The sequence below is a fragment of the Pseudomonas sp. FP2196 genome (genome assembly GCF_030687715.1).
GTDB lineage: Bacteria > Pseudomonadota > Gammaproteobacteria > Pseudomonadales > Pseudomonadaceae > Aquipseudomonas.
Window position 1 is genome coordinate 5,445,007 of sequence record NZ_CP117445.1, and the last position, 22,435, is coordinate 5,467,441.

Genomic DNA, 22,435 nt, shown 5'->3' on the forward strand with positions numbered 1-22,435 from the left:
TCACGGATAACTAAACGACTTCACCAACGTCAACTCCCCCGCCGTCCGCATCGGGATCAAAAAAGTCTCCATCTTCTCGCTCGGCGTGCCTTCTTCGGTAATCACCGTCACCTGCGCCGTCGTCAGCGCCTGCACCGCATCGGCTTCGCCATCTTCATCACTGCGATAACCCCCACCAAAGTAATTCACATACACCAGATACTGCCCCTTGATCGGCGCCGGCATGGCGAAGATTTCCGGGCCGTAGCCGGTGGTGACGTCGACGTCGAGAGCGGCGCCGTTGGCGGCGGTACGGTTGCCGTACCAGATGTGCGCGCCGTCAGGGGTGACGAGGTGCAGGTCGAGGTCGGTGCCGTCGCTGTCCCAGGCCAGCAGGACGCGCAGTTTGGCCGGGGTGGCGCCGCCGCTGGTGTTGAGGAATTGGGTACGGTGGCGTTGCTTGCCGTCGGGGCTGCGCACTTCAACGCTGTTGCTGCCGTTGGGGAAAGAAAACGGGCGGTCGAAGCGGCCGCTGTCGTCGATTTTCAGCGGCATGCTGACGCCGTTGACGATCAGTCGGCCGGGCTCTTTGCTTTTGGGTGTGGCTTTGATTTCGCCGCTGATGCGTGCGGTGTTGGCCTGGCCGATCGGGGTGTTCACCGATGAGGCTGGGTAGTTGACGGTCTGGCGGAAGCTTTCGCCCTCGCCTTCGGGCGCGCCGCTGCGCCAGCCGCCGACCGGGGTGTCGAGTTTGACGCTGTCAGCGGCGATGGCCGGCGAGACCGCGGTCAACGTGCAGAGCAACAGCAAGACCTGTGGATAACGGAGTGTCATGGTCTATTCCAGCAAGAGGTGACGGGCGAGCCCTTCGATGTAGGTTTCATCCTGGCCGTTGGGATGTGCTTCAAAGGCCAGGTGCAGATATTCGTGGGTCAGGTCGAGGCGATCCTGCAAGGTCAGCACGCCACGCACGTAGATGCGCTGGCGTTCGCGGTCGACGAAGGGTCGGCCGAAAGCGAGCTTGCACACCGCGAATGTGCTGACTTCGTTGTAGCCGGTTTCGCTTTCCAGCTTCGGACGCCAGCCGCGTCGCTGTTTCTGCAGCCAGTCTTGCGCGGCGGGCAGTCCTTCGCAGGAAGCGACCGGGTTGTCCCAGCGGCTGAGGCTGGCGCGCGGATAGGCGTGCAGCAGAATCGCGTCGTAGCGTTGGCCGGCGTTGGCTTGTTCGACGGCTTGCTGCCAGGCGAGTTTGTCCGGGCCGGGTTGGTCGGAGTGATAGGTGACGGTGCTGCCGGCCAGGACCAGATCCGCCGTCCATGCGGCGATGTTGCGAGATTCGGGCGAAGCAGGACGCGGCGCGACGCGCTGGCGATTGCTACTGTCGTCGATGCTCAGGCAATCGCCGTTGCGCGTGGCGTTTTGCAGCAGGTAGGTGCGGATCGCCACGGCCAATGCCTTGGCGGCTTCGGCGGGTTCCGGTTTGGCTTCGCGCTCCAAAACCCGGGCGACGTATTGTTCGCGATCAAGCCTTGCGACCAGTTTGTCGTTGAGCAGAAACAGTTCGCCGTCGCTGTGGATATCCAGCGCATTGCCGTTGGCGAAGTCGACGCGGTAGTCGCCCTGCAACGGGCCAGACGTCACCACGCGCTCGCCAGTCGAAACCCGCACAACCGGATAGCGTGAGAACAGTCCGACCTCAACACAACGCCCAGCCTCTGTTGGCCAAGCGGTCGGTAACACCGTCGCCAACGCTGCACCGTAATGTCGTAAAACCATCTGACTGGTGCCGCGCCCACCTGCCCAAACCGGTGAACCGTCCACCGTCCAACCGGCAAATCCGCCCTGCCGTGATTGCGGATCCTGATCGCCGAGCCAGCTCCAGGTTTTTACCCGCAGGCGAGCGCCCAGTTCACCGACGACATTGCCATCGGCGGCGTTCAACACCACGTCGAGCAGCACACGGCGCATCTGATCTTGAGCTGGCAGCGAAGACAAAACCTTCAGCAAGTCAGCCACAGAAACCCGCGTGGCCGGTTGCACCGACGGCAAATCCAGCAACCACGTCGGCGCTTGCCGCGCCTGCCAGTAAGTTCTCCAATCGGTAGCGGTAATGCCTAATCGGGCAGGTTCAAAATACAACCCGCAGGATTTCACCAACGCCTGATCGCGCTCGATCTTGCCGCCCGCCGAGCAGCAATAGACTTCCTCTTTCGACTGTCCACGACATTCGTAAGCAGGTTCGCGAGCGCCGGTATCCACCAGCCAGGCGTAAACAAACAGCTTCCACAGACTGCCCAGCGGCGCATCCAGCGAAGGCGGCAACGGCTCGCGAGCGATCAGTTGCGTCTGGCTCAACGATAACAATTCACCCTTGTAGGCCACGCGCAAAGACTCATCCTGCGCCGTTGCCAGCGCAGGAATCACCCACAACAGCAGCCACAGCAGCGGCCGGGTCATGTCAGTTGACCGTGACCTGACCGAGGGCGGCTTTCGCTTCCTGGGCCTGATGCTGCGGCGCGTAGACCTGAGTGAAGCGCACCGGCGGCAGGCTGAACTGGCCCTTCTGCGAGAAGCGCACCAGATGGCGCAGACGCAATTCGCCGCTCAGCGCATCCACCGGCACCGCGTAAGTCAGTTGCCCCGGCTCGAAGCGTGCCTTCTCCAGCGCGGTCGGCTCGGTGCCGTCCTTGCCCTGCAACTTGATGCCCCACGTGGTGCGTTCGACATCGGCGCCCGGTGGCAGCGGCACTTCGAGCATGCCGTAGCGCAGCGGTTTCGGCGCTTTGCTGGTGAGGATCACTTCGTCCAGATACAGGCTGTCACTGGACAGCGGTTTAGTCCCGACCGGCTCCAGTTTGAAAGTGAATGCTTCATCGCCCGGCACCAGTCGCGACAGGCGACGGGTGATGGTCACAGCCATTGGATCGACCGCCGGTTGCTGGGTCTGGAAGCTCAGCGCCGCACGCAGCGGACGCTCCTGAGTCCCGGACACCATCAACACGCTCGGCACCGGGGTCGCGCCCTGCCACGTCCAGTACATCTCACCGGTTGCGCCGTAATTTTTCTTCCAGCCTTCGCCCGGGGTCAGCGCAATGGTCGGCGACGCTTGGGCGATGCTGCGTTGCAGCCAGGTCAGGGCAAGTGCGCGTTCAAGGGTCGATTGCTGTGGTAGCAGCCGCTGCAGCAGAGCCTGTGCACGAGCCTGATCGAACGCTTGCAGCGACAGATTCAGCGCTTCGGCAAACGGCTGCGAACTGACCGATAGACGCTGTTGCGCCGAGCCAACTTGACGATTGAACGCATCCGGCAACGTAACCTTCGACTGAGTCGCCAGCGATGCGGTCAAGACCCGCGCCGCCGCCAGACCCAGCGCCGAATCCGGATCGCTCATCACCAGACTTTCTGCGCCATCGTCCATCAGCGTTTCGGCACTGCCTTCCCCGGCCTTGGCCAGATCGTCCATCAAACCGCTGAGCAAGGTGCTGACCGGCAAATGCATCTGTTTGGCGAACGACAGAATCAGCGCCCGCTGCAACAACGGCGTGTTCGGCGCCTGCTTGGCGTACACCTCCAACACCCGCTGCCAGTGCTCCGGCGGCAGCGTCAGATCCAGTACCTGGCTGGCGTTCCAGTCGGCGTAATAGGCGTAAGCAGTGAGGAACGCATCGGGCTCACCGTCGTAGCCCCACCAGGTGAAGCTCGCCGATGGCCCGGCCATTTGCACCAGACGCAGACGGCTGTTTTGCATGATCAGGCGCAAGCGATCGCGGATCTGCGGGCTCGATGCCAGTGATGGATAGGCGATGCTCAGCGGCAGTAAACGGCTGGCCGTCTGCTCGACGCCGCCGTATGGATAGCTGAGCAGATCGTCGAGCGCGGAACGGAACAACGCTTGCGGGCTGTCATCCAGACGCAGGCGAATGTCGGTCGCGTCTGCCGGCAGACTCAGTGGAGTGTCGCCGCTGGCTACATCGAGACTCTGCGTCTGTGTCACTTGCCAGCCATCACCGGTCGCGCTCAGGCGCACGGCCAAAGCATCAGCGGTTTTGCCGTCCTGCACCAGTTCCGCCGTCCACTCACCGGAGGCCAACGCGAACGCCGGCAGTGGCAGGTAGTTGATGCCGTTGTTCAGGGTCACCGGCAGGCGTTGTTCGGTGCCAGCGTAGTGAGTGACCAGTTCAGCCTTGACCGGTTTTTCGGCCTGACTGAAAGCGAACACACCGAGTTGCGGCTGGTCGCCCTTGCGGAATTTGCTCGGGCCGCTCCACTTCAGGTACAGCGGTTTTTCCGAACGGACGAACTGTTTCTTCTGCCCGACCTGACCGTCATCGGCAATCGCTCGCGCGGTGATGCGCCAGCGGGTCAGCGAGTCCGGCATCTTGAAGGTGAAACGGGTTTTGCCGTCGGCGCCGGTCAGCAATTCCGGCTGCCACGCGGCGGTGTCGACGTCTTCACGACGCGGCCGCTCCAGCACTTTCACCCCACGTTCGCTGCGGTTGGCCTTGCCCGGCGCACCGGGGCTGCCCGGCAACGCCACGTCGTAACTGATGAACGACAGGCTGGCGCTGGTGCGCACATTGTTACGACGCGGGTGGTAGAAGAACTGGTCGATGGTCGGCGCAACTTCCGGTTGCAGCGCGTAGACCATTTCATCGACGACGCTGACGGTCACGTGCGCCGGTACCGCTTTGCCAGCGAACTGCGTGGTCAGGTCAACCGTCACGGTATCGCCCGGTTGATACACCGCTTTGTCGGTGCTGATCGCCACGTCGATTTGCGGCGCAACGACCTTGATCCCGGCGTTCTGGAAGCTGTACTGCCCGCCCTTGGTGTAGAGCACGGAAAAGGTCAGGTTCGGCGCGAAGTTGTCCTTCACCGGGATGCGCGCGCGGTATTGGGTGTCGCTGAGTTTTTCCAGCTTCAGCCAGTCGCCGCCCTTGGCCAGCAGCGCGGTGGCTTCGACCTTGTCGCGCTCCAGCGACAATAAGGCATCGCTGACCGGTTCCGGGAATGTGATCAGTGCCAGCGCTTCATCGCCAGCCTTGTATTCAGGTTTGTCGAGGACGATTTCCACGGTGCCCGGCACGGCTTTGACGCCGTCGCCGGTAACCGAATGCCCTGTGGCACCGAGGACGCGACCGTGCTGATCCTTCAAGGTCAGGTTGTAAGTACCCGGACGTTCGAACGCCAGGCTGAAGCCTTTGTCAGTCGCGGCGAGTTTGCCTTCGCCGGTGCTCTGATCTTCGAGACGAACCCAGCTATAGCTGCTCGGCGTGACCGCTTTGCTTTGCTCGGTGCTGCCCTCATTGGCGTAGCTGAACGCAACCTTGTCGTTGACCGCACTGAAGCGTTGCGGCGCACTCAGACGGAAGCTCGCGGCGCCGCGGTCGATGAGGATTTCCTTGGTGGTCTTGACCCGATACGCCGCGCCGTCGCTGGCGAACACGGTGAGCATGTAACGGCTCGGTTTGTCCGCCGCCGGCAGGTCGAGGGTTGCGTTGCCTTTGCCGTCAGTGGTCAGTTCGGTGCTAGTCAGTTCCACCGGGAATTGCCCGAGGTATTGCAGCTCGTTGTCGACCATCGACAGTTGCTGGGCACGCAGACTGAGGGTCAGTTTGGCGTTGGCCACCGGTTTGCCGTCCGGGTACAGCAGCACCAGACTGCCTTTGACCGGTTCGCCGGTGCGGTAATCCTGTTTGGCCAGGTTCAGCGAGATCTCGAAGTGCGGCTTGATGTATTCGGCGACACGGAAGGCGCTGCTGTAGGCCTGATCCTTGTAGTTGAAACGAATCTCGTAACCACCGGCCACCGCGTTATCCGGCAACTGGAAACGGCCCTGAGTACCGGCCTTCGAATCGAGTTTCAGATCGAGGTGTTGCAGCTCGGTGCCGGTGGCATCGAGCACGCTGACGGTGACATCCGCCGCGCCCGGCAGCACCGAGTCCCGCGCGTTCTTGAACTCGCGACCGACAATCTTCAGCGACACCCAATCCCCCGGGCGATACAGCGGTCGGTCGGTGAAAGCGTAGAGTTTGGTGTCGTAGATTTCGCTGTCGTAATAGAAGTTCTCGGAGACGAATACACCGCCCTCCTCGTCCTCGCCGATCACGAACGAACGCTCAGGACTGACGTGTTTCAGACGCAGCAAACCATCGGCATCGGTGGCACCGCTGCTCATCACGCCGAGGCCGTCGGTCCACAGCACATTGACCTTCGGTACCGAACTGCCTTCGTGTTTGCGCGCGGCCCAGACCAGCAACTCATCACCGGCAATCTTGCTGACCGCCACGGTGTTGGAGACGAACACCATAGTGGTGGCGCGGTACTTGCCGATCAGCGCTTCGACCAGGTACAGACCCGGCTTCAGATTGCCCAGCGGGATGTAAACGTTGCCCGGCGCGACGCTGACGAAGTCACTGGAAGAGCCGGCCAGATTGACCCCGGCCGGCGGTTGAATCGGCTTGGCCTGCCACAGCGGATAACGGAACTGGCTGACCACTGGCAAACCCGGAATCAGCGCGAATTGCGGCTGTGCGTCGTATGGCGTCGGCGCGGCGATGGCATTGCCCATCTTCAGTTCCGGCACTTCCTCGGTGACCTGTTTGCGCGATTCATAGGAGAACGCACGCTGCATCACCCGACGGGATTTGCGGTACCAGTTGTCCCACAGATACGCGAGGGTGTTGGACAAGCCTTCGCCCTTGAACTGACCGTCGCTGACCACGCGGTGCAGGTTCTTCTGGCGCTTGAGGAAGTCCAGCGGCTTGTCGATGCGGTACACGCGAATATCGGCGCCGCCGTACGGTTCCATGCGGAAACGACGGTAGTCACGACCCGGTGCTTCGAGGCGCACCATCGCCTGTTCGTCGGCAGCGAAACTGCTGTCGGCGAGCAGAAAGAAACTCTCACCGGACACCGGCGTGTAGCCGCTTGGCTCTACCGAATCTTCGGCATTAACAGTCGCCAGCGGCAGCAGCAGTGCCAGCAACAGAGGAATTTTTGCGCAGAGTCGCAACATGCGGGCACCGGTCATTGGGAGAGAAAGTTCAGTCGATAGACGCCGATGAAGTTGGGGTTGGCTGCGTCGGGTATCCATCGGGTGTCCTTCCATGTCATGAGTTGCTGCAGGCTTGCCGAACGCATGCCGTTGTCAGTGGGGGTGGTGGTGCCGGTGTGATAGGCGATGTAGCGGCCCATCCAGATCATCAGGTGCTGGTCGTCGCCCTGATCGAAAAACATCAGGTCACCGGGGCGCGCCTGCGATACATCGCGGCTGACCAGATGGCTGTTGAACTGAATCAGTTTGATCGCGTTGACGTACGGCCCGACCTTGCCGCCGCCCTGCTGCCATTGCTGGGCGAGCTTGCGCTGATCGTCGCTCAGCGACAGCTCCGGCGGCAGGTAGCGATTGGACAGGCCATTGCTGCGCAGCCATTTGTCGTCGTGGACTTTCAGCGCCTCGTTGGCGGCGAAACGCACCAGCCCCGCGCAATCCTGCTGATACCAGCGCGGGCTCGGGCCCTGGCTCAGTTGCTCCTGGGCGATACGCACGAACCAGGCGCGGAACACCTGAGACTGCGCCGGATCAAGTGCCGGAGCCTCAATCGCACGGGCGCCGGCGCTGAGCAACAGCGCGAGCAGGCCGAGGCTGCGAATCAGTGCCGTCACAGCGCTTTCCATTCCAGTGGCAGCCATTGCCAGTGGCCGTCGGGTTCGCTGCCTTCAGGCAGGGTCAGGGCATATTTGCCATAGCCGCCGAGGGTGCGCAATTTCGGGATCAGGTAGGTTTGCGCGGCGTTGTAAAACACCGGTTCCATGTCCTGCGGCAGGCTGTCGAGGGTTTCCTGCTGCATGAGTTGCGCCATGGAGTCCGGGCCGAAGTAGATCGGCATCAGCACATCTTTGGGCAGTACGTCGGCCATCGGCGGGAAGCGCTTGTCGAGGGTGCCGAGAGCTTTGTCGACCAGTTTGTCGTCGAGAGAGAACACCAGCGTCGAGCCATGGCGTGCGAGGCTGACCTTCATGAAGGCCTTGCCGCTGATGGCGTCCGGATTTTCGGCAGTCTTCGCGGCGTAAGGGCCGAAGTTCGAGCTGACCTGGCGCTGCCAGACGTGGCTTTGGCCTTCCTGTTTCTCGACCACAGGGAAGACGTTTTCTTCGACGTTGGACTCGAAGGCACCGACCATCGAACCGAACAGTTTGCCGAGATCGCCATCGAGTTTGCTGCTGTCCTCGTCCTTTAGACTGGCGACCAGCAACGGCGTGTAGAGCCGCGAATCGGCGTACCAGCAAAGCCCCGCCGCGCCGGCCACGTGTTCGGTGAGTGTCTGCGCCACGGCGTCTTCCGCGCCGAGTTTTACCAGCAACGGTTTCTGCGGTTCGGCGGCCACCGGCAAGGTCACGCAGGCACTGGCGCCCAGCGGCATGGCTTGCCAGACCGGTTTGAAATCGAAGTCTGGCTGGTTGTCCAACTCATCCATGGCGAGGTAGCTGTGCCAGCCCTTGTCGTCCATATCGAAGCGCAGCCCGGCGAAGTTCGGGATGAAGCGTTGGTAGCCCATGGCGAGGACGCTGGAATTAACCGACAGGCGTTGTTTGATTTCAGGGTTTTTGGCAGGCAGACCGAAAGCTTCGGGGAACAGTTTTTCGCCGTTGAGCAGCGCTGCCAGCGCTTGCGAAGAGACATGGCCCGACTCTTCGGACACGCCACTTTCGGGATCGTAATACTTGGCCGGATTGGACAGCACCACCAGTTTGTCGCCGTGGGAGGCGAACAACAGGGCTTTGCTGGCGTTGTAGGTCAGTTGGTACAGCGGCACCGTGTCGCCACCGACCTTGAGTTCCGCCATCTGACTGAGCTGCGAATCATCCAGCGCGACCTTCGCCAGCGGCTCCAGCAGTTTCGCCAACCCACCGCGATCCATCACCAACAGGAAATCCTTGAGCCGGCCATCGGCCCCCCGCCAGAGCGCGACGTCCGCCGGTTGATCGAAAAGCTGCTCGATCAGGCTGTCCTGCAACTTCAGGTCATGCTCGTAGATGATCCGGCGCAGACTGCCGATCAAGCCCAGGCGGTCGGTGTGGGTTTCGTAATAGAAGACAAAATCTTCGGTGAGCGTGGCCTTGAGAAACGGCACCGTCAGCAAGTCCTTGGGCAACTGACTCAGCGAGCGCGTTTCGAGCAAGGCGTCGGGGCGGCTCAGACCGAGTTTGTCACTGGCAAGCTCTGCCGGCGGCGCCTTGGGCTTGAGCAGCAGCCAGCCAAAACCTCCCGCCACGCCGGCCACCAGGACCAATCCGATCAGCAATGCCGGCCAGCGCCGGGAAGGTTTGCCGGCAGGTGTCGGGACGGCCGGAGAAGCAGCGTTATCACTCATGTTCACAAAACCCGAAGTTCATCCGTGGAGCGGGATGCTTAATAGTTGAAAGTCTTGACCAGCAGCAGATCACCGATCGCCCGCAGGGGCACGATGAATGTTTCGCGTTTTTCGTCGACGGTGTTTTCGTTGAGCACCAGCGTGATTTGCGAGGTGATCACCTCGTTCTGGTTGCTGGTCTCCTCGAAGTTATAGCCGCCGTTGCCAAAGTTGCCCCAATAGTTGACATAAACCAGATAGGTGCCATGCAGCGGCGCGGTCATGGTGAACATTTCCGGGCCGGGACCATCAACGCCATCCGGGTCGAGCCCGCCGCCATTGCTCAGCGCCGGCCGCGCCCAAAAGGCATGCTGGCCATCGGGCGTGACAATGTGCAGATCGAGTTCGGCTTTCGGATCGTCCCATCCCAAGACAAGACGAATTCTCGCCGGCGTGCGCAGGTTATTTGCTTCATAAAATTGCACACGCTTGAGCGACTGGCCCTCGGCGCTGATCACCTCGACGCTGTTGGAACCGGCGCCGAACGCATACGGCCGGGCGAAACGACCCTGGTCGTCGGTGTACAGATTCAATGGATTGCCATTCACGGCGAGGCTGTGTGGCGGGCGCATATGCCCGATAGCCTTGAGTTGGCCTTGGATCATCGTGCGATTGCGCTGGATGCCGCGATCGATCGGCGGCGTGGGATAAGCGACTTGCGGGTTTTCCGTGCGATCGAGCAAGCCGTGGTAGCGCCAGCCGCCCACCGGCTCCGACATCTCAGCTGTCGGCGCCGCCAGCAACGCAGGCGCGCAGGCCAGGCCGATCAGCAGCAAAAGAAATGAACGCATGTATTGCCTCCTGCCATGCCTGAACGAAACCTTGCACCCGATCCTCGGTACTTCACAGCGGTGAACACTGCGTTTCGTCTGAAAGACCCGTGACTGTCGGGTCGTAGAAGGCGCGAAGATTAGCGATTTGGCAGTTTTTTAACAATCGGATACATGTGCTTTTGCGGTAGGAATCACGCAGTTTTATTGGGTGTGAGCCGAATAGCGCAGTTATACGGCTGACAAGATGAGTCGAATAAGCCTGAATCTTCCTGAATCACCACAAATCCTGTGGCGAGGGGATTTATCCCCTCGCCACAGGTTTTTTTATCTGCGGTGTTGTCAGGACTGCTCATTTGCCCATAAACCCCCTATCTGCTAGTGTCCCGCCGGTTTAACGTCAACCGGAAACTGCCGCCATGGCCCGCAAAAAAGCTGCACTGGATTTCGAACAGTCCCTCGCCGACCTGCAAACATTGGTCGAGCGTCTGGAGAACGGTGAATTGTCGCTGGAAGACTCGCTGACCGCTTTCGAGCAGGGCATCGGGCTGACCCGTGATTGCCAGGCAGCGCTGGCCCAGGCCGAGCAGAAGGTGCAAGTGCTGCTGGAGCGCGATGGCGAACTCGCCGAGGAACCCTTCGACGCGGAACAGCCAGAATGATTGCAGCGTATTCGGCGACCAGCCAGGCCCGGGTCAACGCGGCACTGGAAAGCCTGTTCAACGCCCCGCTGCCGGAGCTGGCGCGTCTCTACGAGGCCATGCGCTACAGCGTGATGAACGGCGGTAAACGCGTGCGTCCGCTGCTGGCCTACGCCGCGTGCGAAGCGCTCGGTGGCAAGGCCGAACAAGCTAACGGCGCAGCGTGCGCGGTTGAACTGATCCACGCTTATTCGTTGGTTCACGACGATTTGCCGGCGATGGACGACGATGATCTGCGTCGTGGCCAGCCGACCACCCACAAAAAATTCGATGAAGCCTGCGCGATCCTCGCTGGTGACGGCTTGCAGAGCCTGGCGTTCAGCGCCTTGCTTGATCCGCACCTGAGCAATCTCGACGCCGACATCCGTCTGCAAATGGTCACGGCTCTGGCTCAAGCCGCAGGCCCGGCGGGCATGGTCGGTGGTCAGGCCATCGATCTCGGTTCGGTCGGCCTCAAACTCGATCAGAAAGCCCTCGAACAGATGCACCGGCACAAGACCGGTGCGTTGATCGAAGTCAGCGTCAAACTCGGCGCCCTGGCCAGCGGCCGTGCCGAAAAGGATGAACTGAAAGCCCTGCAAACTTATGCACAGGCCATTGGCCTGGCCTTTCAGGTGCAGGACGACATTCTCGACGTCGAAAGCGATACCGCAACCCTCGGCAAACGCCAGGGTGCCGACATCGCCCGCGACAAGCCAACCTACCCGGCCCTGCTGGGTCTGGACGCCGCCAAGGCCTACGCCCTGGAACTGCGCGATCAAGCGCTGCACGCCCTGCGACCGTTTGACGCGGCCGCCGAGCCTTTGCGCGAGCTGGCCCGGTATATCGTCGATCGGCGCAACTGACGGCGATTCAGCCAAAAAAGACCAACGCGTGGGCAGGGGGCGATGCATCAGGTAAACTGCCGCATCTTTTATACCTATAACGATTCGCCTGATGCCCACGACGTTTCATGAGATTCCCCGCAAGCGCCCGACCACGCCCCTGCTCGACCGCGCGAACACGCCGGACGGCCTGCGCCGGTTAGGCGAAGCCGAGCTGGAAACCCTGGCTGATGAGTTGCGCCTGGAATTGCTCTACACGGTCGGCCAGACCGGTGGGCATTTCGGTGCCGGCCTGGGCGTCATCGAGCTGACCATCGCGCTGCATTACGTCTTCGACACCCCGGACGACCGGCTGGTGTGGGACGTCGGTCATCAGGCGTATCCGCACAAAATCCTCACCGGACGCCGCGAGCGCATGGAATCCCTGCGCCAGAAGGACGGCATCGCCGCCTTCCCGCGTCGTACCGAGAGCGATTACGACACCTTTGGCGTCGGCCACTCCAGCACGTCGATCAGCGCAGCGCTGGGCATGGCGATTGCCGCCCGCCTGCAGAACAGTGATCGCAAGGCGATTGCCGTGATCGGCGATGGCGCGTTAACCGCAGGCATGGCCTTCGAGGCGCTGAACCACGCGCCGGAAGTCAACGCCAACATGTTGGTGATCCTCAACGACAACGACATGTCGATCTCGCGCAACGTCGGCGGTCTGTCGAATTATCTGGCGAAGATCCTTTCCAGCCGCACCTACGCGAGCATGCGTGAAGGCAGCAAGAAAGTCCTGTCGCGCCTGCCCGGCGCCTGGGAAATCGCCCGTCGCACCGAAGAATACGCAAAAGGCATGTTGGTTCCCGGCACCTTGTTCGAAGAGCTGGGCTGGAACTACATCGGCCCGATCGATGGCCACGACCTGCCGACCCTGATCGCCACACTGCGCAACATGCGCGATCTGAAGGGCCCGCAGTTCCTGCACATCGTCACCAAAAAAGGCAAAGGCTTCGCCCCAGCCGAAGTCGACCCGATCGGTTACCACGCGATCACCAAACTGGAACCTGTCGACGCTCCGGCCGCTGCACCGAAAAAAGCGGGCGGACCGAAGTATTCGGCGGTGTTCGGCGAATGGCTGTGCGACATGGCTGCATCTGATCCGCGTCTGGTCGGCATCACACCGGCAATGAAAGAAGGCTCGGACCTGGTGGAGTTCAGCGAACGTTTCCCGCTGCGCTACTTCGATGTGGCGATTGCCGAGCAACACGCGGTGACGTTCGCTGCCGGCATGGCCTGCGAAGGCGCGAAACCGGTGGTGGCGATCTACTCGACGTTCCTCCAGCGCGGTTACGACCAGCTCGTTCATGACGTAGCGGTACAGAACCTCGACGTGCTGTTCGCCATCGACCGCGCAGGTCTGGTGGGCGAAGACGGCCCGACCCACGCCGGCAGCTTCGATCTGTCGTACCTGCGCTGCATCCCGGGCATGGTCATCATGACCCCGAGCGATGAAAACGAACTGCGCAAAATGCTCACCACCGGTCATCTTTACAACGGCCCGGCGGCGGTGCGTTACCCGCGTGGCACTGGCCCGAACGCAACCATCGAGAAAGACCTCGAACCGATCGAAATCGGCAAGGGCATCGTCCGTCGTCAGGGCAGCAAAGTCGCCCTGCTGGTGTTCGGTGTGCAACTGGCCGAAGCGCTGAAAGTCGCCGATAAGCTGGATGCTACCGTGGTCGACATGCGCTTCGTCAAACCGCTCGATGAAGAGCTGGTACGCGAGATTGCCGCCAGCCACGAGTTGCTGGTCACCATCGAAGAGAACGCGATCATGGGCGGCGCCGGTGGCGCGGTCAGCGAATTTCTCGCACGCGAGAACATCCTCAAGTCGATGCTGCATCTCGGCTTGCCGGATATCTACGTCGAGCACGCCAAGCCTGCACAAATGCTGGCCGAGTGCGGACTGGATGAAGCCGGGATCGAGGCGTCGATTCGCGAGCGTCTGGAATTGCTCAACCGCTAAATCGCTAAACTCATCATCCCTGTGGGAGCGGGCATGCCCGCGAAGAGGCCGGTACATCCAACATCTGTGTTGATTGTGCCGACGCTTTCGCGGGCATGCCCGCTCCCACAGTGTTTTGTGGAAACCTCAAAATTGTGCCCGCATCACGTAACAACGGATCACCGATGAACCTCCCTCGCCTCGCCCTGCCTTTCCTTCTGCTGCCGACCGCCAGCACCTTCGCCGACACCTTCGAACGCGATCAGGCCCTGAAACTGCCAGACACCCTGATCAGCGCCAACCGCCAGGTCGAAGCACGCAACGACAGCAGCGCCGCCAACACCGTGTTCACCCGCGAAGACATCGACCGCCTGCAACCGAGCGACGTGCCGGACCTGCTGCGTCGCGTACCGGGCGTACAAGTGGCGCAGGCTGGTGGGCGTGGCAGTCTGCCGGGGGTTTACATTCGCGGCACACAATCAGCACAGAGTCTGGTATTGGTCGATGGCCAGCGCATCGGCAGTTCAACCTCCGGCGACAGCAATCTGCAGCACCTGAACATTGAACAGATCGAACGCGTAGAAGTGCTGCGCGGCTCGCGCTCGGTGATTTACGGCAGCGATGCGATTGGCGGGGTGATTCAGATCTTCACCCGGCGCGGCAGTGAACAAGGTTTGCAGCCACGTCTGCACGTCGGCGTCGGCAGCAACCAGACTTGGGAACGTAGTCTCGGCTTGTCCGGCGGCGATGACAAAACCCGCTTCAACCTCGGCGCCAGCCTCGATGAAACCGCTGGCCTCGACCGTACCCATGAGTCGTATCCAAGCGACGGCGATCATGACGCCTACCGCAACAAGTCCGTCAGCCTGAGCCTCAGCCATGCGCTGACCGATGACATCGAAGTCGGCGCCAATCTGCTGGATAACCGCGGCAAGAGCGAGTTCGACAATCCGTTCGGGCGCTTCGACATGACCACTTTCGAGTCGCTACAGCAGCAGCCGTACAGCGATTTCAACGTCAGCAGCATCAGCAGTTACGTCGATGCTCGGGTCAACGACCTCTGGAAAACCCGCGTCGAATTTGGCCACAGCGAAAACCGCGAGAAGACCCTCGACAAGCTCAGCGACGAGCGCACGGTGTTCAACACCTACCGCGACTCGGTGAACTGGCAGAACGACTTGACCCTGAATGCGCGCAACAGCCTGATCCTCGGCGGCGATTGGTATGAAGACCGAGTCAACAGCAGCACCGCGTTCGACGAGGACAGCCGCTGGAACCGCGCGGCGTTTATCCAGCATCGCTATCAGGCCGACAACTTCTCCACGGAACTGGGTCTGCGCCATGATGAAAACCAGCAGTTCGGCAGCCAGAACACCTGGAGTGGCACGTTCACCCTGCCGCTGAACCCGGACAATGACTTGCTGTTGAGTTACAGCGAGGGCTTCCGCGCACCGACCTTCAATGACCTGTACTACCCGGACTTCAGCAACCCGAACCTGAAACCGGAAACCTCCAAGAGCTACGAACTGCAATGGCGCAGCCAGTTGAGCGACAGCGCTCGACTGGAAGCTTCGCTGTACCGCACCGATCTGGAAGACGCGATCATCTTTGGCAGCAACTCGCGGCCGGAGAACGTGGCCTCCGCGCGGATCAATGGTTTTGAAGCAGCGCTGAAGCAGGAGCTGTTTGGCTGGCAGAGCAACCTAGGCGTGTCGATCATCGACCCGCGCGACCGTGACACCGGCCACACCTTGGCGCGACGGGCCCGGCGCACGGCCAGTTGGGATCTGGATCGACAGTTCGACCGACTGGGCGTGGGCGCCAGTTGGCAACTGGTCAGCGGCAGTTACGACGACTTGAACAACACTCAGCCACTGGGTGGCTACGGCACGCTCGGCTTGCGCAGCAGTTGGGCGCTGAACCGTGAGATCAAGCTCGACCTAAAGGTGGATAACTTGCTGGACAAAGGTTACAGCCGTGCGAACTACAGTTACGACGGCAACCAGTATGGCTATCGAGAGGAAGGCCGGGCTTGGGTGTTTGGGGTGACCTGGACGCCTGAACTGCGCTGAAATCCTCTGTAGGAGCTGCCGCAGGCTGCGATCTTTTGATCTAAAAATCAAAGTCAAAAGATCGCAGCCTGCGGCAGCTCCTACAGGGATTATTTGTCTGGTGCGATCACTTGGCAGAGCTTGGCGGTGGCGTCGATCATTTGGCCGCTCGGCCGTTCGAGGCCTTTATCGGTGACCAACAGGAGTTTCCCCTGCCTCACCGCTGCCACCTGCGGCCAAGCCTTCCACGCCTCAAGCTGCGCCTGATCACCCGCGAGAATCACCTCTGGATCACGCTGCAGCACTGCTTCGGTACTCACCTGCGGTGCCGGCAGGCTCAGGTCGCCAAAGACATTGCGCGCACCGCACACTTCCAGCGCATCGCTAATGATCTGCCCGCCACCGACGGTGTACAGAGGGTTGTCCCAGACCTGATAGAACACTTTCAGCGGCACGTCCCGACGATAGCGCTGACGCAGATCTCCCAACTTATTGCGAAGATCCGCAGCCAGTTTCATCCCGCGCTCGGGCCGGCCCAGTTGAGAAGAAATGGCTTCAATCTGTCCTGAAAGCTGTTCCAGGCTGTGGGGTTCGGCGACATAAGTGGGAATGTTGAGCCGTTTGAGCTGATCACGCTGGGCCGGTCCGACGCTGCCGGGCCAAAGCAATAACAGATCAGGCTTGAGGCTGAGCAAACGCTCCATGTCGAGTTGGCCGTAGCGACCCACCGAGGGAACATTCGCAATCGCGGCAGGCCGCTCGCCGGCATCCAGCACACCGATCAGCAGATCGGCAGAGTCCAGCTCAACGACGATTTCAGAAAGAGAAGGCGCAAGGCTGACCACACGCAGGGCAGGCAGCACCGGCCCGCTGACGGCCAGCAGCAGAACCGCCAGCCAGAGACGGCGCATCAGCCGAGTTGACGCGGAATGCGGTAGAGGTAGAACAGCACCGCCGTGGACAATGCCAGCAGCATCAGCGGCACCGCCTCCAGGCCGACGAAGACCGCCAATGCGCCGATCCATGCGGGCAGTGCCGCCACAAGAAACGCTGCACGACGGCGGGCAGCGAGGGCAATCCAGGCTGCCGGTTCATCCGGAGTATCCAGGGCTTTTTGCGTGGCGATCAGCGCATGTTTGTAGCGGCCGAAAAATTTCAGGCTGACAAACATTGAGGCGACACCGGCGATAAAGAACGGCATCGCCAGCACTGGCAGGATAGCCTCGCTTTGACCGAACACGGCGTTGAGCACGAACAACGGCACCAGCGCCAGCGTCAGGTATTTCCACCAGTCGACGCTGAGGCGACGGCGCACCTGACCGCGAGTCACGCCCGGTCTACCTCGCCCTGATGCTCATTGCCCATCATGTGGTCGAGTTTGCTGGCCTTGGTCGCCAGGTACAGTTTGTTGTGCGGGTTGTGGCCGGTGTGCAGCGGCACACGCTCGGCGACGACGATCCCCATGTCGGTCAATGCTTTGACCTTGCGTGGGTTGTTGGTCATCAGACGCAGGGATTTCACGCCCAGGTGTTCGAGCATCGGCAGGCACATGGCGTAGTCGCGCTGGTCGGCGGCAAAGCCCAGACGTTCGTTGGCTTCAACGGTGTCGGCGCCGCCGTCCTGCAATTCGTAGGCACGGATCTTGTTCAGCAGGCCGATGCCACGACCTTCCTGGCGCAGGTACAGCAACACGCCGCGACCTTCGCGAGCGATGGCTTTGAGCGCGCCTTCAAGTTGCGAGCCGCAGTCGCAACGTTGGCTGAACAAGGCGTCACCCGTGAGGCATTCGGAGTGCAAGCGGCCGAGTACCGGGGCACCGTCGGCAAAATCACCCAGACTCAGCACGACGTGCTCGCGGCCGGTGGCTTCATCGAGAAAACCGTGCATGGTGAATTGCGCAAAAGGCGTTGGCAGCTTGGAAGCGGCGACAAAAACGACAGGCACCGGTGTGCTCCTGATCTAAAAAAGTCTGAAGATTCGCTGGGCGGCATTGTAACAGCAGGTTCCTACAGACGCTTAGGCTGAATTATCGGGCATAACGATCAAAAAGTTTGATGACTCCGGACAACATGGACAGCTGTAGGAGCTGTCGAGTGAAACGAGGCTGCGATCTTCTGATCCTGATTTTTAAGATCAAGGTCAAAAGATCGCAGCGTGCCGCAGCGCCTACAGGGGTTTCGCGTCAGGGCGAACCAAACGGATACGGCTGCTTCCAGCGCGCGAAGATCGGTTTCAGCTCACCGCTCTTCACCAACTGCGTCATGCGCTGGTCAAACAGCGCCATCAACGTGCGCGCCTGCGGCGTATTGGCGAAGCACAGGTAAAGCGGCAGTTCGGCGATATGCGTCGTACGGAACTGCGACGGATCCCTGGCCCGGCTGAGCACATAGTCGATCTCAGTCAACGCGTCGATGTAGTAGTCGGCGCGGTTGCGGGTCAGCATCGACAGGATGCCGGTGCGGCGGATGACTTCGTTATAGCTGCGCACATTGGGCAGATAGTTCTGATAGTCGTAGCCGCGCACCCACGCGAGTCGATAGCTGCCAAGGGTTTCCGGCGTCGGCGCCGGGTTACTGGCAAGACCCAACGCGTAAACGTGGTCGGTGTCGAAATTCCAGCGCGGATAAAGCAGGTCGCTGAACTCTTGATGATAAGAGCCGACACAGGCATCGACCTCGCCACGCTGGGCCAGGCCCACTGAGCGTGTGTACGGCTCGGTGCGAATATCCAGTTTCACCCCGGCCGGTTCGAATACCTTGCGTAACACGTCCCAGCCCAGGCCATGACCGTCGGCGGCGGTGTAGTCTTCCCAGTCTTCACTGGCCAGATGGATGACCGAGGGTGCCGGCGGGGCTTCCTGCGCACTGGCCACAGTGCTCAGCAAGGCAAAAACCAACAGCGCCAACCAGCGTCCCGCCATCCTTAGTTTCCTCACTTACCGCCCGCACCATGAAAGATCAGGCGAAAATCCACACCAGTCCCTGCATCGCCAGCCAGGCGAACACACCGGCCAGCACATCGTCGAGCATGATGCCGACGCCGCCGTGGACATGCCGGTCGATCCAGCGAATCGGCCACGGCTTGAGAATGTCGAAGAAGCGAAACACCAGAAAACCCGCGAGCAACCAGTACCAGCCTTCCGGCACCAGCCACAGGGTGATCCACATCCCGACCATTTCGTCCCAGACGATGCCTTCGTGGTCGTGCACCCGCAGATCGTCGGCCACTTTGCCGCACAGCCAGAAGCCGAACAGCATGGTGATCCCGAGCATCAGCCAGTAACCCCAGTCAGGCAGCATCTGCCACAACGGGATAAAGGGTAGCGCAACTAACGAGCCCCACGTGCCCGGCGCCTTGGGCAAGGTGCCCGAACCGAAGCCGAAGGCGAGGAAATGCCAGGGATTGCGCCAGACAGACGGCGGAACGAATTCGGCCGGAACCTGTTTCGGGTGATCTGTCACGGTGTCTCCTGAAAATGTTGATAGCCCCGGATTTGCGGGGTGATGTCATGCCCTTCGCGATCCAGCAGGACCACGCCCTGCCCTTCGGCTACGCGACCGACCACATGGATAGGCCAGCCATTGGCCAGCAGTGCCGGCAACTCGACGGACGGTAGCGTGAAGGCCAACACGTAATCATCGCCACCACTGAGCGCTGCACGCTCGGCGCCACGCTGGCCGAGAAACGCCACTAAAGCATCCGACAACGGCACGCGCTCGCGTTCAATCTCAAGCCGCACCTTCGACGCCAGGGCGATGTGGCCGCAATCGGCGAGCAGGCCATCGGAGATGTCCAGCGCTGACGTGGCTTTGCCGCGCAACGCCTGACCGAGGGCCAGTTGCGGTTGTGGCGACCAATAGTGATCGAGCAGCGGTTGGGCGATGTCCGGCGTGGCGTCGCGCTGGCCCAATACCAGCGGCAACGCACCGGCTGCATTGCCCAGTTCACCGCCGACACACAGCAAGTCACCCGGCTGCGCGCCGCTACGGGTCAAGGATTGCCCCGCCGGGACGCGACCGAACACGGTGACGGTCAAGCTCAGCGGCCCGCGCGTGGTATCACCACCGACCAACGCCACGCCGCAGCTCTGCGCCTTACGGTTCAAACCACGGGCATAGGCTTGCAGCCAATCGGCGGTCACCGTGGGCACAGTCAGGGCAAGGGTAAAGGCAACGGGCGTGGCGCCCATGGCGGCCAGATCGCTGACCGCAACGGCCAGCGAGCGCTGACCGAGCAGAAACGGATCGCAGGGGTCGGCGAAATGCACGCCGGCCACCAGCGTATCGGTGGAAATCGCCAGCTGTTCCCCGGGGGGAACCGCCAGCAAGGCGCAGTCGTCGCCGATCCCCAACGCAACGCCTTCGCCGCCCTGCGCACAGGGCGAGGCGGAGAAGAAATTGCGGATCAGCTCAAACTCGCCCATGGCTGAGAAAAAGTATTCAAGCGCCGATCAGCGCTTGAATGCCTTCACTTCAGCTTCACGCAGGCGCGGGGCCAGTTTGTCGAGTACGCCGTTGACGAACTTGTGGCCGTCGGTCGAACCGAAGACTTTCGCCAGTTCGATACCTTCGTTGATCACAACGCGGTACGGCACGTCGACGCGCTTGAGCAGTTCCCAGGTGGACAGGCGCAGAACCGCCAGTTCAACCGGGTCCAGCTCTTCGATAGCCAAATCCAGGCAAGGCGTGAGCGCGGTGTCGATTTCGGTCTTGAACTGCGGAACCCCGTGGAGGATCTCGCGGAAGTAAGCGCCGTCGACATCGGTGAAATCGTTATCGACCCGGAATTGCGCTTCGATCTCGTTCAGCGATTGCTTGGCCATGTGCCACTGGTACAGCGCTTGAGTCGCAAGCTGACGGGCTTCGCGACGCTTGACGCTTTTCGAGGGCTTGCCGGCATCCGCTGGTTTCGGATCGCGCGGGTTGAAACGATCGCTTTCGTCGCTAATCACTTGGCCTCCAACTGCGCCAGCAGGCTGACCATTTCCAGAGCGGACAGGGCAGCTTCAGCACCTTTGTTACCGGCCTTGGTGCCGGAACGTTCGATGGCTTGCTCGATGGAATCAACGGTCAGGACGCCGAAAGCGACCGGCACGCCGAACTCCATGGACACCTGGGCCAGGCCCTTGGTGCATTCGCCCGCCACGTATTCGAAGTGCGGAGTACCGCCACGAATGACCGCGCCGAGGGCGATGATGGCTGCGAACTCGCCCTTCTGGGCGACTTTCTGCGCAACCAGCGGGATTTCGAAGGCGCCAGGGGCGCGGATGATGGTGATGTCGCTTTCGCTTACGCCGTGGCGAACCAGGGCATCAACTGCACCGCTGACCAGGCTTTCAACGACGAAGCTGTTGAAGCGGCCCACTACCAAAGCGTAGCGGCCTTTAGGGGCGATGAAGGTACCTTCGATGGTCTTCAGGGTCATTCGTCAGATCTCTTAAAGAGCCGGGACGCGTCTCGTACGCATCCCTCAGTGATATTAGCTGTGGCGAGGGGATTTATCCCCGATGGACTGCGTAGCAGTCCCAAAACAGGGGCCGCTGCGCAGCCTTCGGGATAAATCCCCTCACCACAAGAATCCATGTCAACAATGTCGGAAACAACCGGTCATTATTCGGAGGGCACGTATTCTACAACTTCCAGATCGAAACCGGATATCGCATTAAATTTCATGGGTGCCGACATCAAGCGCATTTTGCGCACGCCGAGGTCGCGCAGGATCTGCGAACCGGCACCGACGATGCTGTAAGTGGTCGGTTTTTTCACCACAGCCTGATCCGCGGTTTCACGGATATGCGCCAGCAGCACGTCGCCATCGAGCGGGTGACCGAGCAACAGCACTACACCGCTGCCAGCCTCGGCAACCGCCGTCATGGCGGCGCGCAGGCTCCAGCGACCCGGTTGCTTGACCATCAACAGGTCGCGCAGCGGGTCCATGTTGTGTACGCGAACCAGGGTTGGCTCTTCGGCGCAAACATTGCCCAGCGTCAGGGCCATGTGCACGTCGCCTTCCACGGAATCACGATAGGTCACCAGGTTGAATTGGCCCAGTTCGCTGTCCAGTGGCTGCTCGGCAATCCGCTGAACGGTACGTTCGTGGATCATCCGGTAGTGAATCAGGTCGGCAATGGTGCCGATCTTGATGTTGTGTTCGGCGGCGAAGGCTTCCAGCTCGGTGCGACGGGACATGGTGCCGTCGTCGTTCATCACTTCGCAGATCACACCGCTCGGCTCAAAACCGGCCATGCGCGCCAGGTCGCAAGCGGCTTCGGTGTGGCCGGCGCGCGCCAGGGTGCCACCGGCCTGCGCCATCAGCGGGAAGATGTGGCCCGGGCTGACGATGTCTTCCGCCTTGGCGTCTTTGGCGGCAGCCGCTTGCACGGTGCGCGCACGGTCGGCGGCAGAGATACCCGTGGTGACGCCTTCGGCGGCTTCGATCGACACGGTGAACTTGGTGCCGAAACCGGAACCGTTGCGTGGCGCCATCAGTGGCAGCTTCAGCAGCTCGCAGCGCTCGCGGCTCATCGGCATGCAGATCAGACCACGGGCGTGCTTGGCCATGAAGTTGATGTGCTCGGCCTTGCAGCATTCGGCGGCCATGATCAGGTCGCCTTCGTTCTCGCGGTCTTCGTCATCCATGAGGATGACCATCTTGCCTTGGCGGATGTCTTCAACCAGTTCTTCGATGCTATTGAGCGCCACAAG

19 protein-coding genes are annotated in these 22,435 nt (G+C 61.3%); 4 read left to right on the top strand and 15 right to left on the bottom strand.

What is annotated here, in order from left to right:
* From PSH79_RS24370 to PSH79_RS24395, 6 genes are read right to left on the bottom strand one after another with little or no spacing between them, the layout of a single operon-like run.
* Positions 1 to 813 (bottom strand): YfaP family protein, encoded by an 813-nt coding sequence (locus PSH79_RS24370; RefSeq protein WP_305440019.1) that lies wholly within the window; start codon positions 811 to 813, stop codon positions 1 to 3.
* A gap of 3 nt (positions 814 to 816) precedes the next feature.
* Positions 817 to 2,436: a DUF2300 domain-containing protein gene (locus PSH79_RS24375; protein ID WP_305440020.1), complete on the bottom strand. Its 1,620-nt coding sequence runs from the start codon at positions 2,434 to 2,436 to the stop codon at positions 817 to 819.
* Between the two features lies 1 nt (position 2,437).
* Positions 2,438 to 7,012: an alpha-2-macroglobulin gene (locus PSH79_RS24380; protein WP_305440023.1), complete on the bottom strand. Its 4,575-nt coding sequence runs from the start codon at positions 7,010 to 7,012 to the stop codon at positions 2,438 to 2,440.
* Complete coding sequence (locus PSH79_RS24385) at positions 7,009 to 7,659, bottom strand: DUF1175 domain-containing protein (RefSeq protein WP_095188489.1); 651 nt, start codon at positions 7,657 to 7,659, stop codon at positions 7,009 to 7,011. Before PSH79_RS24385 ends, PSH79_RS24380 begins: the two co-directional genes overlap by 4 nt.
* Positions 7,644 to 9,356: a DUF2138 domain-containing protein gene (locus PSH79_RS24390; protein WP_305440024.1), complete on the bottom strand. Its 1,713-nt coding sequence runs from the start codon at positions 9,354 to 9,356 to the stop codon at positions 7,644 to 7,646. Before PSH79_RS24390 ends, PSH79_RS24385 begins: the two co-directional genes overlap by 16 nt.
* Positions 9,357 to 9,394: 38 nt before the next feature.
* On the bottom strand, positions 9,395 to 10,186 hold the full coding sequence (locus PSH79_RS24395; RefSeq protein WP_305440025.1) for a YfaP family protein: 792 nt from the start codon (positions 10,184 to 10,186) through the stop codon (positions 9,395 to 9,397).
* 398 nt (positions 10,187 to 10,584) lie between these two features.
* Between PSH79_RS24395 and PSH79_RS24400 the strand changes: the two genes are divergently transcribed.
* From PSH79_RS24400 to PSH79_RS24415, 4 genes are all read left to right on the top strand, one after another.
* Positions 10,585 to 10,827 (top strand): exodeoxyribonuclease VII small subunit, encoded by a 243-nt coding sequence (locus PSH79_RS24400; protein WP_003228627.1) that lies wholly within the window; start codon positions 10,585 to 10,587, stop codon positions 10,825 to 10,827.
* Positions 10,824 to 11,711: a (2E,6E)-farnesyl diphosphate synthase gene (gene ispA / locus PSH79_RS24405; RefSeq protein WP_187678788.1), complete on the top strand. Its 888-nt coding sequence runs from the start codon at positions 10,824 to 10,826 to the stop codon at positions 11,709 to 11,711. The genes PSH79_RS24400 and ispA overlap by 4 nt, the downstream gene beginning before the upstream one ends.
* Positions 11,712 to 11,802: 91 nt before the next feature.
* Positions 11,803 to 13,701, top strand: a complete 1,899-nt coding sequence (gene dxs / locus PSH79_RS24410) for a 1-deoxy-D-xylulose-5-phosphate synthase (RefSeq protein WP_305440027.1) — start codon at positions 11,803 to 11,805, stop codon at positions 13,699 to 13,701.
* A 164-nt stretch (positions 13,702 to 13,865) separates the two neighbouring features.
* The gene (locus tag PSH79_RS24415; RefSeq protein WP_305440028.1) at positions 13,866 to 15,752 is read left to right on the top strand and encodes a TonB-dependent receptor domain-containing protein; all 1,887 of its coding nucleotides are present in this window, start codon (positions 13,866 to 13,868) and stop codon (positions 15,750 to 15,752) included.
* Positions 15,753 to 15,841: 89 nt separating this feature from the next.
* Here PSH79_RS24415 and PSH79_RS24420 read toward each other — a convergent pair whose 3' ends face one another.
* The 9 genes from PSH79_RS24420 to ribBA form a co-directional block, all read right to left on the bottom strand.
* Positions 15,842 to 16,642 carry a cobalamin-binding protein gene (locus tag PSH79_RS24420; RefSeq protein ID WP_305440030.1) on the bottom strand — a complete coding sequence of 267 codons (801 nt, stop codon included), beginning with the start codon at positions 16,640 to 16,642 and terminating at the stop codon, positions 15,842 to 15,844.
* Positions 16,642 to 17,061 carry an MFS transporter gene (locus tag PSH79_RS24425; RefSeq protein WP_305440031.1) on the bottom strand — a complete coding sequence of 140 codons (420 nt, stop codon included), beginning with the start codon at positions 17,059 to 17,061 and terminating at the stop codon, positions 16,642 to 16,644. Before PSH79_RS24425 ends, PSH79_RS24420 begins: the two co-directional genes overlap by 1 nt.
* Positions 17,058 to 17,675, bottom strand: a complete 618-nt coding sequence (gene ribA, locus PSH79_RS24430; RefSeq protein WP_095188498.1) for a GTP cyclohydrolase II — start codon at positions 17,673 to 17,675, stop codon at positions 17,058 to 17,060. Before ribA ends, PSH79_RS24425 begins: the two co-directional genes overlap by 4 nt.
* A gap of 238 nt (positions 17,676 to 17,913) precedes the next feature.
* Complete coding sequence (locus tag PSH79_RS24435) at positions 17,914 to 18,651, bottom strand: ABC transporter substrate-binding protein (RefSeq protein WP_305440032.1); 738 nt, start codon at positions 18,649 to 18,651, stop codon at positions 17,914 to 17,916.
* Between the two features lie 37 nt (positions 18,652 to 18,688).
* Complete coding sequence (locus tag PSH79_RS24440) at positions 18,689 to 19,192, bottom strand: phosphatidylglycerophosphatase A (RefSeq protein ID WP_007910933.1); 504 nt, start codon at positions 19,190 to 19,192, stop codon at positions 18,689 to 18,691.
* Complete coding sequence (gene thiL / locus PSH79_RS24445; RefSeq protein WP_305440033.1) at positions 19,189 to 20,154, bottom strand: thiamine-phosphate kinase; 966 nt, start codon at positions 20,152 to 20,154, stop codon at positions 19,189 to 19,191. The genes PSH79_RS24440 and thiL overlap by 4 nt, the downstream gene beginning before the upstream one ends.
* A 27-nt stretch (positions 20,155 to 20,181) precedes the next feature.
* Positions 20,182 to 20,682, bottom strand: a complete 501-nt coding sequence (gene nusB, locus PSH79_RS24450) for a transcription antitermination factor NusB (RefSeq protein WP_039761889.1) — start codon at positions 20,680 to 20,682, stop codon at positions 20,182 to 20,184.
* Positions 20,679 to 21,155 carry a 6,7-dimethyl-8-ribityllumazine synthase gene (gene ribE / locus PSH79_RS24455; protein ID WP_003228649.1) on the bottom strand — a complete coding sequence of 159 codons (477 nt, stop codon included), beginning with the start codon at positions 21,153 to 21,155 and terminating at the stop codon, positions 20,679 to 20,681. The genes nusB and ribE overlap by 4 nt, the downstream gene beginning before the upstream one ends.
* Positions 21,156 to 21,340: 185 nt before the next feature.
* The gene (gene ribBA / locus PSH79_RS24460) at positions 21,341 to 22,432 is read right to left on the bottom strand and encodes a bifunctional 3,4-dihydroxy-2-butanone-4-phosphate synthase/GTP cyclohydrolase II (protein WP_305440035.1); all 1,092 of its coding nucleotides are present in this window, start codon (positions 22,430 to 22,432) and stop codon (positions 21,341 to 21,343) included.
* Positions 22,433 to 22,435: the final 3 nt, after the last annotated feature.

Bases quoted from the DNA above. Each gene is read 5' to 3' on its own strand.
- dxs (WP_305440027.1), top strand. From the start codon at position 11,803: ATGCCCACGACGTTTCATGAGATTCCCCGCAAGCGCCCGACCACGCCC.
- PSH79_RS24400 (WP_003228627.1), top strand. From the start codon at position 10,585: ATGGCCCGCAAAAAAGCTGCACTGGATTTCGAACAGTCCCTCGCCGAC.
- PSH79_RS24375 (WP_305440020.1), bottom strand. From the start codon at position 2,436: ATGACCCGGCCGCTGCTGTGGCTGCTGTTGTGGGTGATTCCTGCGCTG.
- thiL (WP_305440033.1), bottom strand. From the start codon at position 20,154: ATGGGCGAGTTTGAGCTGATCCGCAATTTCTTCTCCGCCTCGCCCTGT.
- PSH79_RS24385 (WP_095188489.1), bottom strand. From the start codon at position 7,659: ATGGAAAGCGCTGTGACGGCACTGATTCGCAGCCTCGGCCTGCTCGCG.
- PSH79_RS24420 (WP_305440030.1), bottom strand. From the start codon at position 16,642: ATGCGCCGTCTCTGGCTGGCGGTTCTGCTGCTGGCCGTCAGCGGGCCG.
- ribE (WP_003228649.1), bottom strand. From the start codon at position 21,155: ATGACCCTGAAGACCATCGAAGGTACCTTCATCGCCCCTAAAGGCCGC.
- PSH79_RS24390 (WP_305440024.1), bottom strand. From the start codon at position 9,356: ATGAGTGATAACGCTGCTTCTCCGGCCGTCCCGACACCTGCCGGCAAA.
- ispA (WP_187678788.1), top strand. From the start codon at position 10,824: ATGATTGCAGCGTATTCGGCGACCAGCCAGGCCCGGGTCAACGCGGCA.
- PSH79_RS24380 (WP_305440023.1), bottom strand. From the start codon at position 7,012: ATGACCGGTGCCCGCATGTTGCGACTCTGCGCAAAAATTCCTCTGTTG.
- PSH79_RS24435 (WP_305440032.1), bottom strand. From the start codon at position 18,651: ATGGCGGGACGCTGGTTGGCGCTGTTGGTTTTTGCCTTGCTGAGCACT.
- PSH79_RS24370 (WP_305440019.1), bottom strand. From the start codon at position 813: ATGACACTCCGTTATCCACAGGTCTTGCTGTTGCTCTGCACGTTGACC.
- PSH79_RS24395 (WP_305440025.1), bottom strand. From the start codon at position 10,186: ATGCGTTCATTTCTTTTGCTGCTGATCGGCCTGGCCTGCGCGCCTGCG.
- PSH79_RS24415 (WP_305440028.1), top strand. From the start codon at position 13,866: ATGAACCTCCCTCGCCTCGCCCTGCCTTTCCTTCTGCTGCCGACCGCC.